Here is a 13,697-nt window from a genome sequence, read left to right on the forward strand (position 1 = left end):
AAAATGATAAAAACAATACTTATTATAATTACAGCTTTAATTTCATTTATAATGAATGGGCAAGAAATAGAAGGACAATGGAATGGACTTTTGAAAGTGCCCGGAACGCAATTAAGAGTTGTGTTTCATGTCAATAAAACTGAAACCGGATACAGTGCAACAATGGACAGTCCGGATCAGAAAGCTCTGGGAATTCCGATGGAAAAAGCGAGTTTTGAAAATTCAGTTTTAAAATTAGAAATGCCAAAAGCATTGATTTCTTATGAGGGGATTTTGAATAAGGACAATACAATTTTTGGGAAATTTACGCAAGGCGGACAATCTTTAGAGTTGAATTTGTCTAAAGAATTGCTTCAGAAACAAGTTTACGGGAGACCACAAGAACCTCAAAAACCGTATTCATATTATACTGAAGATGTAAAATTCGAAAATAAAACAGATAAAGTAGTTTTGGCTGGAACGCTGTCTCTTCCAAAAAAAGAGGGTAATTTTCCGGCTGTGATTTTGATTTCAGGAAGTGGTGGACAAAATAGAGATGGAGAAACTCTAGGACATAAACCATATCTTGTTTTGGCCGATTTTTTGACCAAAAATGGTTTTGCGGTATTGCGTTTTGATGATCGTGGTGTTGCACAATCGACAGGAGATATTTTAAAAGCCACAACTGCTGATTTTGCGCGAGATGTTCAGGCCGGAGTTGATTATTTGCAAACCAGAAAAGAGATTAATAAAAAGAAAATTGGATTAATTGGTCATAGTGAGGGGGGAATAATTGCTCCAATTGTTGCTAGAAATTCATCTGCAATTGATTTTATTGTTTTGCTGGCAGGACCAGGAATTCGAGGTGAGAAATTATTGCTTTTGCAAAAAGAAGCGGTTGAAAGAGTAAGTGGCGTTCCAGAAAGTGAAATTCAAAAAGCACAAGAAATTTTTAGAGGTGCTTATGATATTATTATTGCCTCTTCCGTAAATGATGAAAATTTGAAAAAAAATATCACGGCTTATTTTACGTCAAAATATAATGAGGATTTTGCAAAAACATTAACGCGACAAATTACAAATAATTGGATGTATTATTTTTTAAAAATGGATCCAGCGGTAAATTTAGCAAAAGTAAAATGTCCAGTTTTAGCACTTAATGGCAGTAAAGATTTGCAGGTTCCTTCAGCTCTTGACTTAGCAGCTATTAAAAATACGTTGTTAAAAGCAGGAAACAAAAATGTAACAGTAAAAGAACTTCCTGATTTAAATCATATGTTTCAGGAATGTAAAACAGGTTCTCCCGAAGAATATGAAAAAATAGAGCAGACTTTTTCACCATTGGCTTTAGAAGAGATTTCAAGCTGGATGGTGTTGCAGACGAAATAGATACATTTTGAATTTATGGATTGAAGTTCGCATTGATTTAGATTTTTGTTTAAATCAATGCGAACTTTGTAATTAAATTTACCTTTTCAAGCTGAAATGGCCTCTAAATTCTTTTCCATTTGCTCGCGTAACGATAAACCAATAATCTGAAGCAGGTTGTTGTTGGCCTAGATAATTTCCATCCCAAGCTGCGCCGTTGCTTAATTCTTTGATGAATTTCCCGTATCGGTCAAATATTCTAATTGCGGTATTTGGAGCCAAATAGGCAAAGTCAATTGCCCAATGGTCATTGTAGCCGTCGCCATTTGGTGTGAAGAATTTAGGAAAAGGAAGCTCGTCTACAAAATTGATGCAATTGCTTGTTGTTGCGTCAAGGATTGAGATTGTTACTGGAATTCTGTTGCTTTCACATCCATTAATAGTTTCTGAAGCATAATATGTGGCTCCATTTTCAAGCAAAGTTGATTCAGATAAACTGATATTTGAAACGAGGCTTTCAAACCATTTTATATTCTCTCCAGTAGCGTCAATATCACTAATTTTAGCCTTTTGCTGTATGCAGAATACTTGCGGTGATGCAACAATTGGAGCTTGCTTGTCTTGAACTTTTACACTGATTGCAAACCTTTGGCTTTCGCAATTATTAAGTGTTTGGCTAACGTAGTAGGTTTGATTTTGCAATAAAGCAGTTGTTGGCAAAAGCGCGCCGTTTGTTGCAGAATCATACCATTTGATATTTGTTCCAATGATATTAAGATTTGCAATTGTAGCATTTTCATCAATACAAAAAAGCTGACTGCTATTTCCTGTGGGCATTGCAGTGTCATAAACCTGAACTAAAATTGGAATCCTGTCACTTTCGCATCCAATAGTTTGTGAGGCGTAATACGTTCTGTTGTTTTCCAATAAACTTGTGTTTGGCAAAGTTGATGCAGACATTGCAGTATCGAACCATTTTATGTTTTGTCCAGAAATTTGAATATTGTTTAATGTTGCATTTTCGCTTTTACAGAATGTCTGATTTGCATTTGCAGTAGGAGCAGGTGGAGTATTTACAATCGAAATCGTAACTCCAAATCTCGGACCTTCGCAACCATTTACAGTTTGTGAAGCATAATAAGTTTTGCCATTAACAAGATTTGTTGTTTCTGACAATAAAGAACCATTAGTTTGTGCATCATACCATTTTATTGTAGTTCCAGAAACTTGAATATTAGCGATTGTTGGATTTTGGCCTGTGCAAAAAGATTGATTTGCATTTCCTGTTGGCGCAGAAGTAACTTGGATATTAATGGTAACCGGAATTCTATTGCTTTCGCAACCGTTTATAGTTTGTGAAGCATAATAGGTTGTCTTGTCTTGAGCAACAGTTGTAGGTGAAACAAGTGTTCCGTTTGTTAAGTTACTGTACCATTTTATGTTTTGACCTGTTATTTGAATTTCATTTAAAGTCGCATTTTGCTGCACACAAAAAGTTTGTGGAGAATTTGCTGTTGGCAATGGTTGACTTGTAATGGTTACAGTTTGGTTTTGAGTAGACGAATTTCCGTTTCCATCACTGTAATTCCATACAATTGTATAAGTTCCTGGCAAAGCATAAGACAACGGACTTGTGGTTGTTGCATTGATTATTCCTGCACAAGCGTCATTAGCTGTTGGAATTGTTGTGACCATCGTATTGCAATCTCCCATTATTGTTGGAAGAGTTGCTAAAGCAGGAATTGGAGCTTCTTTGTCGCCAATAATTACCTGAAAATCATAATTTTTTTGACAACCACAGTTATCGCTCGCTGTTAATTTATAAGTTCCGCTATTTAAGTTTGATACATTTGTAATTATTGGATTCTGTAAATTACTTGTAAAACCATTTGGTCCAGTCCATGAATAATTATAGCCAGAATCAGCATTAAGAAGTAGTGTTCCGTTAAGACACACTGGTGAGTTTGTCGTAGGATGAACATCGATGTTGCAACTAATTTCTTCAGAAAAATTTATTAAATAGAAATTCTTCCTTCCGTTTAGATTTTGCTGATAGGAATTCGAATCAGTTATTTTGTTATCTTCAATAGGAGTGTCTGAAAAGACGGCATCTGAACCTGTAGTTCCTCCAATTATAATATTATTATTTTGAAAGCAAATTCTGTTTTTTGAATATTGATCAAAACCATTAACATAAGTTCCAAAAACTAAACTGCCAGATTTAGTGAATTTCCCTATATAACCTTCTGCAAATCCTTTTCTTTTATACGCACATGGAGTAGTTATTGTATTATCTCCACCCATCCCTCCAAGATACAATGAATTATTTTTGAAAATAATAGAATATATTATCGACGATTTTCCTAGATATGTTCCCCATACTCTTTGTCCGTTACTATTTAATTTAGCTAAAAAACCAGCTTCTGTCCATTGTTTGTAATCGTCAAAACTTCCTGGAGTGGCAATATTATCGCCAGTATCACTACTACTTACAGTTCCGCCAATATATACGTTATTTTCGTCATCCACCTCGATAGATTCTACTCTATTCCTAGCTCCATAATAGGTACTCCAAATTGGCTCACCGTCTAATGTAAATTTGTAAACAGTACCGCCTACATAATTACTTGTTCCAAGAGGGAAAGGGTTTTCCTGAAAAGTTCCGGGAGTAGAAATGTAATTTAAACTAAATGTTTTTCCTCCTACAACAAGATAATCAGATGCAACCTTAATCGTATATAAATAATCGAGGCTTTCTCCGCCTACATAAGTACTCCAAATTAAATTGCCGCTAGAAGTGAATTTAGCCAAAAAACCATCGGGTACATTAGTAAAGAATGGAGAACTGGAATGGTTTATGAAAGGTTGAAAATTATTATTTATAGATATCCCAATATTGCTGCTTGTACTCCCGATAATGTAGATGTTATTATTGCTATCAATATCGACATCTTCTGAATAATCTGATTCAGAATTACCAAAATATGTTGCCCATAACCTAATTCCAGATGAGCTAAATTTAGCAAGAAAAGCATTTGTAGAACTACTGCTATTTACTGTTTGAAGATAAGCTCCTGGCGTTGAAATATTTTTTTTACTATCTGTGCTACCAGTAACAATAACATTATTTTGCTTGTCGATTTTAATTCCAGATGCTCTGTCCCAGCTTTCGCCACCATAAAAAGTACCCCATACTCTTTTTCCAGAAGCATCAAATTTTACAATTATTGCATCAGATTGTACAGTTCCTGAATCGAAAACTGTAGTTTGATGCGCGCCAGTTGTCGCATAAATTTTTGATGTACTTGTCGTATAACCTGAAAAATATACATTTCCAAAACTGTCAGTATCGATATCTCCAAAATCATTTGAGTCGCCCTCACCGTAATATGTTCCCCATAATCTCGTTGGCACCGGATCAATAACAACAGTTTTTCCATTTACAGAATTAGAAGAACTAAACCCATAAACATTTTTTTTAACCTTAGTATATCCAATTTCAATTTCCTTTTTGTTTCTCCCATCTTCGATCCAACTGGCTGGTAATGTTTCTTCCATTTTTCCAAAACGAACATTCATTTGGATTTTGTTGTCAACCAAATCTGTTTCAGCGCCATTAAATTTCAATTGAATGTCTGAAATTTTTCCTTTCGGATGAATTACGAAATTATATTCAACGGTTTTTTGAGGATCAGCTGGAATTGTAAAAACAACATCAATATTTGGATAAATGTTTTTATAAGTAACTTGTTTGAATTGATAAACACCAAGAACTCCTTCAGGTTTGTTTGGAACATTATAATAATTATCATAATCAGAAGATTTCTGCTCTGCAATTAATTCAACTTTAGAATTTGAATTTACAAAGTCAATATCAATTCTATGAAAAGTGTATTCTAGTTTAAAATTAGTTTCTTGCTCATTTTTGTTATTTTGAAAATGTGAAGAATTTTCTCGTTCATTTCTAGGATCAATAGGTTGTGCTACAGCAGTTTTTTTTACCTCATAAACATCATATGAAAATCCATTTTTCTTCAATTGAACATTTAATCCGTTGGAATTTAGTAAATACAAAACCGAAGTATTCATCTTTCCTTTTTGATCAACAATCTGACCTTTATTTTCCTTGAAACCAATAGATTGATTTTTGGTTTGAGAAAATAATTGAGTAAAAACTAAAAAGAAAATTACAAGTAATTTTTGTTTCATTTAAAAATGATTAGGACTGTCGCAAATGTAATTAAATATCTACAAAACCAAATCAAAAAATCAAAACGGCATCCGCCAAAATCTTTTCCTGAAAAAGTCCCCAATAACCCGTATTTTTGCAAAAAAAATAAATCCTTTTGAAAACGAAACTTTTTGTAATTACACCTCCATTTACGCAACTGAATACTCCGTATCCAGCGACGGCGTATATAAAAGGTTTTTTAAACACCAAAAACATTGAATCAGTTCAGGCTGATTTGGGTATTGATGTAATCTTAGAATTGTTTTCGAAAAAAGGACTTTTGGATTTGTTTCAATCCATCAACCATCAACCAATAACTGACAACTGTAAAAGAATTTTTGCTCTTCAAGATGAATATGTAAAAACAATCGATTCTGTAATTCAGTTTTTGCAGGGAAAAAATCCAACTTTGGCATTGCAGATTTGTCAAGAAGATTTCTTGCCCGAAGCTTCTCGTTTTGCACAATTAGAAGAGCTCGATTGGGCTTTTGGAACAATGGGAACGCAGGACAAAGCAAAGCATTTGGCGACTTTGTATCTTGAAGACATTTCGGATTTTATTGTGGAATGTGTCGATGAGAATTTTGGCTTTAGCCGATATGCAGAACGGTTAGGTCGAAGCGCCAATTCGTTTGACGAATTGTATTTAGAACTCCAAAAAGATCTAACTTATATCGATTCGATTTTAATTTCGCTTTTAAAAGCTAAAATTGAAGCGGTAAAACCAACCTTGTTTTTAATTTCAGTTCCCTTTCCGGGAAATTTATATAGTGCGTTTCGATGCGCACAATGGGTCAAACAAAATCATCCTGAAATCAAAATTTCGATGGGTGGCGGTTTCCCAAATACCGAATTGCGTTCGCTTTCTGATAAACGTGTTTTTGAGTTTTTCGATTTCATCACTTTAGATGATGGCGAAGTGCCAATTGAAGAATTAATTTCTCATTTAGAAAATACAAATTTGGATTCTTTCAAAAGAACTTTTTTGTTAGAAAACGGAGAGGTTGTTTACAAAAACAATTCTTTAAAACACGATTACAAACAATCGCAAGTTGGAACTCCAGATTATTCGGATTTGCCATTGGACAAATATATTTCGGTTATCGAAATCGTAAATCCAATGCATAGAATGTGGAGCGACGGACGTTGGAATAAACTCACGATGGCACACGGCTGTTATTGGGGGAAATGCACGTTTTGTGATATTTCATTGGATTACATCAAAGTGTACGAACCCGTTGCTGCAAGTTTGCTTTGTGATCGAATGGAAGAATTGATTGAACAAACTGGTCAAAACGGATTTCATTTTGTTGATGAAGCTGCGCCTCCTGCATTAATGCGTGCCGTAGCTCTTGAAATATTGAAACGAAAACTGGCTGTAACTTGGTGGACGAATATTCGTTTTGAAAAAAGCTTTTCAAAAGATTTGTGTTTATTATTGAAAGCTTCTGGTTGTATTGCTGTTTCGGGTGGTTTGGAAGTTGCTTCTGACCGTTTGTTGAAATTGATTGATAAAGGCGTGACGGTTGAACAAGTTGCTAAAGTTACGCGAAATTTTACCGAAGCTGGAATCATGGTGCACGCGTATTTAATGTACGGATATCCAACACAAACAATTCAAGAAACAATTGACAGTCTCGAAATGGTACGCCAATTGTTTGAAGCCGGCGTTTTGCAATCTGGATTTTGGCATCAGTTTGCGCTTACAGCACACAGTCCTGTTGGATTGTATCCGGAGCAATTTGGCGTGACCAAAAAAACTGAAGCAATTGGAACTTTTGCTAACAATGATATTGAATACACTGATTCTACCGGAATCAATCATGATAAATTCAGTTTCGGATTAAAAAAATCTCTTTTCAATTTCATGCACGGAATCTGTTTTGATTATGAATTGCAAGATTGGTTTGACTTTAAAATTCCGAAAACAAAAATCCATCCCGATTTTATTTTTAATGCTTTAGAAGAACAAAACGATTTCAACACAAAACCAAATGCAAAAGTAGTTTGGCTAGGAGGAAAGCCTTCAGCAGAAATCTTCACAAAATCAAAAAAAGGAAGAAGCTGGGAAATGATGTCGCTGACTTTTCATGATAAAAAAGAAAGTTTTACCATTCAGACGAGCAAAAACGAAGGCGAATGGTTGCTTTCAATATTGACAAATATCTCGGTTTCGGGTCCTAAAAATTACACTTTTCAGGAAGTAAAAAATGATTTCGAAAATCAGGATTCTTTAGAAGATTTTGAATTGTTTTGGTATTCAAAACCTGTAAATACGTTGCGAGAATTTGGATTGTTGGTTTTATAAATCAATACTCTACAAAAGTTCCATCGCTGGGAATTGCGGTTTTAGATAACAAATCATTTTCCGAAAGTGCTCTTTTTAATTCCTCACGAGTTGTTGGGCAATGATTTAAAGCTTCTAGATGATTCGCAAAAACTTTTCCAGATGCAAGTGCGGCAAATTTTAAAATGTCATTCATTCGCATTAATAATGGTTGTCCAAAATCAAGTCTGGCACTTCCGCAGGCAACAGTGGCAATATCTGGTTTGAGTTCTACAAGGACTTTTTGGACATCATCAGTAAAAATAGTGTCAGAACTTATGTAAACCGATTTTTCATCGGCAAGCTCAATGTAAAACCCCATTACATTGCCCATAAGTTTTGCAATGAATCCGTAACCATGGAGAGCAGGAATACCGATAATTCTTCCGTCAAGAAAAGGTTGAGGTTCCCAATAATTTAAAGTTTGAACAATTTTTAAGCCTCGTTTTGTCAGTTCTTTTTCATCTTTTGAACTGCATATAACTGGAATGCTTTTTCGTCTTAAATAAACTTCGCCCGCTTTGTCGATATGATCTGGATGCAAATGCGTAATCAAGCAATGCGTTACGTTGCTTAAAATTTCTCTGCTGTTTTTGGGTAACGCAACTAGAGGATTTCTTTTGGGTTTATAACGGAAAATGGTGAATGGCGGGATTGTTTTTCTTTTTCCCAACATTGGGTCAACAAGAATTACATGTTTTTCGGTTTCAATTACCAAAGTCGCATTTCGCAAATGATGTATTTTCATATCTGACAAAATTAGAACTTAAAAATACAAAGATTTTTCAAAATCTATTTACAGATTTTTCTTTATTTTTTGCTAATTTGTTAATATTGAAAACTACGCAATAGAAAATCGAAACCCTATTCCGTGCAGGTTTTCAATAGAAATATCTTTTTCGTTTACCAATATTTTACGCAGGCGCGAAATAAAAACATCAAGGCTTCGGCCCATAAAATAATCATCAGTTCCCCAAAGTGCCGTCAAGATTTGTTCTCTTTTTAAAACGAGATTTTTGTTGTCTAGAAAAAGTTTCAGCAGTTCGGCTTCACGCTGTGTAAGACTGATTTTTTCATCTTTATTAAAAAGAATAAAATTATTGATATCAAAATTATACTTCCCAATCTCATAAACCGATTTTTCTAATGGTGCATTTTTCTGCGAACGTTTTAAGAAAATTTCAATTTTCAAAAGCAGTTCTTCAATACTGAAAGGTTTTACCAAATAATCATCGGCGCCCAAACGCAAACCTTTTATTCGGTCTTCTTTTAATGTTTTTGCTGAAAGAAAAATAATCGGAATATCAGAATTTAATTTTCTGACTTCGGTAGCTAAATCGAAACCGTCCATTTTTGGCATCATAATATCAAAAATGCAAATGTCAAATTTTTCTTTTTTGAAATTTTCCAAACCAGATAATCCATCGCAACAATGCACAACAGTATAGTTGTTTTGTTCCAAATTATCTTTGGTTAAAAACGCTAAAGTTTCATCATCTTCGGTATAAAGTATTTTGAATTGTTTCATTTTTTATAAGGAATTGATAAAGTTATAGTGATGCCTTTTTCTTGATTGTTTTCGGCTTTAATTTTCCAATTTTGAAGACTGCAGATTTCTTTCACATAATATAAACCAAGTCCAAAACCATTTACTTCATTGCTTTTCTCATTTTTTACACGATAAAACTTATCAAAGATAAAAGAAATGTTTTTAACTGGAATTCCAATTCCGTTATCAATAAAAGCCAATTTTAGGGTTTGATTTTGCTGTGTAATCTGTACTAAAATTTCGGGTTTTTCTGTGCAGTATTTTATGGCGTTGTCCAGTAAATTGTAAACTAAATTATGAAAATGGAAAACATCTGTTTCAATTTTGAAATCTTTTGAAGTTGTTTCGATTTTGACTGAAGCTTCGGGATATTTTAGTTGAATGTTTTCAATCGTTTCTTCAATAATCGGAACAATTAAAACAGTTTCTTTTTTTATTTCCAAGGGTGCATAATCTGACTTGGCGATATTCAGAATCTTTTCAATATGGTTATTCAATTTATTGCTTTGATTGATAATAATATCGGTATACGTATATAGTTTTTTATCTTCTTTAATAGGGTTTTGCTCAATTAAATATTTCGATGCAATTAAAATGGATGACAAAGGCGTTTTAAATTCATGTGTCATATTATTGATGAAATCTCGTTGTAGCTCAGAATATTTTTTTTGCTGTAAAAGCTTAAAAATAGAATACACATAAATAAGCAAAATCAGAATCAATGCCGTCGAAAGGACAAACCAAAAACGCATCGAGCTAAACAAGTAAGTGGTTTCGTTTGGAAAACGCACGGCAAAATAATACACCAAATTTTTATGTTTCGGGAAATAAACTGTTTTGTTTTGTTTTCCTTTTTGAGTTAAAGAAACATAATCGCCATAAACCATTTCATCGCTTTGGCAATTGTACATCGCATATTCAAAATCGGTCGTAATATTCATTTTTTTGAATTCGGATTTTAGATAAAATTCTAAAATATCGGGCTCAAAATCATTCTCTATGTTGACAATATAATAATCGTTCGAAATTTTTTGAACAGGATTTTGGCAAGAATGTTCATGATCTGTTCCTTCATATAATTTTCGGGAAACTTCAAGCAAGGCAATATGGGCTTTTTGGCTCAGTTTTTTTTGTTCCAATGTAAAAGCCTCTTTTGTCCAAAGCAGTTGCGCTACCAAGATGCTAATAATGGCAATTAATCCGAGGAGGATAATACTATTAAGTCTGTTTATTTTCAAGAAAAATGGCTTTTTAAAAGTGTAATATTAATCAAATTTATGCTTAAAAACACCCCTTAACAAGTCGTTAACAAAGATTTGAAAGCGGTTAACAGCGATTTGATTTATTCTGAAATACTTTTGAAATACAAATTTAGAACTATAAATCACTTAAAATATTTAACTATGAAAATGATCAAAATCTCCATGTTAGCTTTGGCATTAGGTTTAATGTCTTTCTCAGCTGTTGCGCCAGTAAAATCATTAGTTTCAGAAACTAAAGTTGTAGAAGCAGCTTCAACAATTGTTTGGAAAGCTGAAACAATCGATGTTGGACAAATTCCGCAAGGAACTCCAAAAGCAATTGTTTACGAATTTAAGAATACAGGAAAAACGGCAGTTGTCATTACTAACGTTCAAGGATCTTGCGGTTGTACTGCAACAGATTATACAAAAGAGCCAATTCAGCCAGGAAAAACAGCTAAAGTTACTGCGACTTATAATGCAGCAAACAAAGGCGCTTTTACAAAAACGGTAACGGTTACGACAAGTGCTGAAACAACTCCAAAAGTTCTGACATTAAAAGGAACTGTTATTTAATTAGAATTTTAATAGGTTGGTTATATCGTGAGCCCCAAATACAAAGTGTATTTGGGGCTTTTTTTGTTTGTTTTGGGACTTTAGATTTATTAAAAAATTCATTTTGGAAAAGTTTATTTTAATGAAAACTTTCCTATTTTTATTAAAAATTTTATTATGAAAATCTGGTATCAGTTTATTGCCGCCGTTAGCCTTTTTGCTGTCGTTTCATGTAATTCAAAAGGGGATAAAAAAGAAGAAAATCAAGTAAAAGCCAAAGTCGAAATTCCAGAACTTCATCTTACAATTGATAGTTCTAAAATTGCTTCTTTTTATGCAACATATCCAAAATTAGCCAAATTTCAAGATGAGGTTTTTACTTTGTACAAGAAAAATAAATCAACGCAATTGTGGCAGGATAATAAAGGAATTGATGAGTTTGCACATACTTTATTCAATAAATATAAAGGCCTTGATGAAGAAGGATTAAAAGCAAATTTTCCTTATAAAGAAATCACCACTATTTTTGAAACAATTGGCGACAATAAGATGTCGAAAGAAAATACAGATTTAATGATTTCAAATCTGTATTTCTATTATGCTGAAAAAGTATATTCTGGTGTTGACGAAAAAACTAGTATTTCGCTTGAATGGCTTTTGCCGAGAAAAAAATTGAATTACCGAGCTTTAACCGATTCAATTTTTCAAAAATCGACTATCAATGACGATCATAAAAGCAAAATGTTTAGTCAGTATTATAAGTTGCGTGACATTTTGAAGAAATACCGTGATATTGAGAAAAAAGGAGGCTGGAAAACTATTGAAACAGGAGATGATTATAAAAATCTGAAGTTAGGGGATTCGTCAAATATAGTGGCTCAAATTAGAGAAAGGCTTTTTATTACAAACGATATCAAAGAAGACAATAAAAGTGCAGTTTGTGATACAGTTTTGATTAATGCGTTGAAAAACTATGAACTGCATCACGGATTAACGCCTAAAAATATAATCCTGCCAGAGCATATCGCAGAAATGAATATTCCAGTTTCTGACCGAATAAAAACCATTATTGTCAATATGGAGCGTTGCAGATGGATTGATCCTGAATTGGAAAAAGGAAAAAAATACATCGAGGTTAATATTCCTGAATTTAGATTGTATATAATTGAAGATGCAAAAATTGCTTTTATTTCACCTGTTGTGGTTGGAAAAGCGATGACAAAAACGGTTATTTTCAGTGGAATGATGAATAATATTGTTTTCAGTCCGTATTGGAATGTTCCAACAAGTATTATCAATTCAGAGATCAAACCTGGAATGGCCAGAGATAAAAACTATTTGCAAAAGAAGAATTTAGAATGGAATAATGGTGCCGTTCGTCAGCTTCCAGGAAAGAACAATTCGCTTGGTTTGGTGAAGTTTTTGTTTCCAAATTCAAGCAATATCTACTTGCATGATACGCCAGCAAAAAGTTTATTTGAAAGAGAAAGCAGAGCGTTCAGCCACGGTTGTGTACGTGTTGCGAAACCTCGTGAATTAGCGATTGAATTATTAAAAGATGATCCAAAATGGACTCCAGATAGAATTGACAAAGCGATGCATGCAGGAAAAGAAAACTGGGTTAGCCTAAAAAAGAAAGTTCCAGTTTATATTGGATATTTTACGGCTTGGGTCGACCGAAAAGGGAATCTAAACTTCTACAAAGATATTTATGGAAGAGACGAAAGTCTGCTTAAATTATTGACGGAAGATTAAAAATAGTTTGCAACGTTTTTTCACGCAGATTTAGCAGATGTGAGCAGATTTTATTGTATTTTTTTACTCTTTTTAGTAAATAAATCTGCGCACATCTGCTTCAATCTGCTAAATCTGCGTGAAAAATTTTGGCACAAAACTATTTAGACAAAACATCAACACATTTGTAAAAACGTTTGGTGTAATGTTCTGTATCAAGTGAAGTGATAGTCACGCATTGTGCTTTTCCAGAAGAGGCATGAATAAATTTCGATTGCATTCCATTGGCTTCGCAAATAATTCCGAGGTGTCCAATATGGGTTTTGTCTTTATAACCATAAAAAACCAAAATATCACCAACTTTAAATTCTTCGGGGTTTAAGGTAGTGCCAATATTTTTATATGAGCCAGAACTTCTCGGCAAAGTAATTCCGTAGTTTTTAAAAACATAACTTACAAAACCGGAGCAGTCAAAACCTTTTTTTGGATCGCTGCTTGCGTAAACATAAGGTGTTCCTAAGTATTGTTTGGCGTAGGCAACAATTGAATCTCGATTAATTTCTGTTTGGAAATTAATATTCTTAGTTATTTGCTGTGTTTTTTCTTTTTTTATAAAAGACGAAAATAGCAGAATAGAGCATATAAAAAAGATAATTTGAGATTTCATTTTTAAAAAGTAAAAAATATTGAAACGGTAAATATAAGTTCTAAATT

9 protein-coding genes are annotated in these 13,697 nt (G+C 33.5%); 4 read left to right on the top strand and 5 right to left on the bottom strand.

Translation table 11 applies throughout. The annotated features are described in order from the left end of the window. Positions 1-3: 3 nt before the first annotated feature. Complete coding sequence (locus EYY60_RS12760) at positions 4-1,368, top strand: alpha/beta hydrolase family protein (protein WP_132989700.1); 1,365 nt, start codon at positions 4-6, stop codon at positions 1,366-1,368. A 78-nt stretch (positions 1,369-1,446) separates the two neighbouring features. On the opposite strand, the gene EYY60_RS12765 is transcribed toward EYY60_RS12760, so the two are convergent. Beyond that, the gene (locus EYY60_RS12765) at positions 1,447-5,556 is read right to left on the bottom strand and encodes a DUF7948 domain-containing protein (protein ID WP_132989701.1); all 4,110 of its coding nucleotides are present in this window, start codon (positions 5,554-5,556) and stop codon (positions 1,447-1,449) included. Positions 5,557-5,693: 137 nt separating this feature from the next. Between EYY60_RS12765 and EYY60_RS12770 the strand changes: the two genes are divergently transcribed. Beyond that, on the top strand, positions 5,694-7,886 hold the full coding sequence (locus EYY60_RS12770) for a B12-binding domain-containing radical SAM protein (RefSeq protein ID WP_132989702.1): 2,193 nt from the start codon (positions 5,694-5,696) through the stop codon (positions 7,884-7,886). A gap of 1 nt (position 7,887) precedes the next feature. Here the strand turns inward: EYY60_RS12770 and EYY60_RS12775 are convergent, their stop codons facing one another. From EYY60_RS12775 to EYY60_RS12785, 3 genes are all read right to left on the bottom strand, one after another. After that, a complete protein-coding gene (locus EYY60_RS12775) occupies positions 7,888-8,652 on the bottom strand; it encodes an MBL fold metallo-hydrolase (protein ID WP_132989703.1) in 765 nt (254 codons plus the stop codon). A 93-nt stretch (positions 8,653-8,745) separates the two neighbouring features. Continuing rightward, the gene (locus EYY60_RS12780) at positions 8,746-9,432 is read right to left on the bottom strand and encodes a response regulator transcription factor (protein WP_132989704.1); all 687 of its coding nucleotides are present in this window, start codon (positions 9,430-9,432) and stop codon (positions 8,746-8,748) included. Beyond that, the gene (locus tag EYY60_RS12785; RefSeq protein WP_132989705.1) at positions 9,429-10,691 is read right to left on the bottom strand and encodes a sensor histidine kinase; all 1,263 of its coding nucleotides are present in this window, start codon (positions 10,689-10,691) and stop codon (positions 9,429-9,431) included. The genes EYY60_RS12780 and EYY60_RS12785 overlap by 4 nt, the downstream gene beginning before the upstream one ends. 165 nt (positions 10,692-10,856) lie before the next feature. Between EYY60_RS12785 and EYY60_RS12790 the strand changes: the two genes are divergently transcribed. Together EYY60_RS12790 and EYY60_RS12795 are read left to right on the top strand one after the other, a co-directional pair. Continuing rightward, on the top strand, positions 10,857-11,270 hold the full coding sequence (locus EYY60_RS12790; protein WP_132989706.1) for a DUF1573 domain-containing protein: 414 nt from the start codon (positions 10,857-10,859) through the stop codon (positions 11,268-11,270). A 156-nt stretch (positions 11,271-11,426) separates the two neighbouring features. Continuing rightward, positions 11,427-13,004 (top strand): L,D-transpeptidase family protein, encoded by a 1,578-nt coding sequence (locus EYY60_RS12795; protein WP_132989707.1) that lies wholly within the window; start codon positions 11,427-11,429, stop codon positions 13,002-13,004. Positions 13,005-13,143: 139 nt separating this feature from the next. Here the strand turns inward: EYY60_RS12795 and EYY60_RS12800 are convergent, their stop codons facing one another. Continuing rightward, complete coding sequence (locus EYY60_RS12800; RefSeq protein ID WP_132989708.1) at positions 13,144-13,650, bottom strand: C40 family peptidase; 507 nt, start codon at positions 13,648-13,650, stop codon at positions 13,144-13,146. Between the last annotated feature and the right edge of the window lie 47 nt (positions 13,651-13,697).

Source organism: Flavobacterium zhairuonense, assembly GCF_004352915.1.
In the GTDB taxonomy this organism is placed as follows: Bacteria; Bacteroidota; Bacteroidia; order Flavobacteriales; family Flavobacteriaceae; genus Flavobacterium; species Flavobacterium zhairuonense.

Bases quoted from the DNA above. Each gene is read 5' to 3' on its own strand.
- EYY60_RS12760 (WP_132989700.1), top strand. From the start codon at position 4: ATGATAAAAACAATACTTATTATAATTACAGCTTTAATTTCATTTATA.
- EYY60_RS12765 (WP_132989701.1), bottom strand. From the start codon at position 5,556: ATGAAACAAAAATTACTTGTAATTTTCTTTTTAGTTTTTACTCAATTA.
- EYY60_RS12775 (WP_132989703.1), bottom strand. From the start codon at position 8,652: ATGAAAATACATCATTTGCGAAATGCGACTTTGGTAATTGAAACCGAA.
- EYY60_RS12780 (WP_132989704.1), bottom strand. From the start codon at position 9,432: ATGAAACAATTCAAAATACTTTATACCGAAGATGATGAAACTTTAGCG.
- EYY60_RS12790 (WP_132989706.1), top strand. From the start codon at position 10,857: ATGAAAATGATCAAAATCTCCATGTTAGCTTTGGCATTAGGTTTAATG.
- EYY60_RS12795 (WP_132989707.1), top strand. From the start codon at position 11,427: ATGAAAATCTGGTATCAGTTTATTGCCGCCGTTAGCCTTTTTGCTGTC.
- EYY60_RS12800 (WP_132989708.1), bottom strand. From the start codon at position 13,650: ATGAAATCTCAAATTATCTTTTTTATATGCTCTATTCTGCTATTTTCG.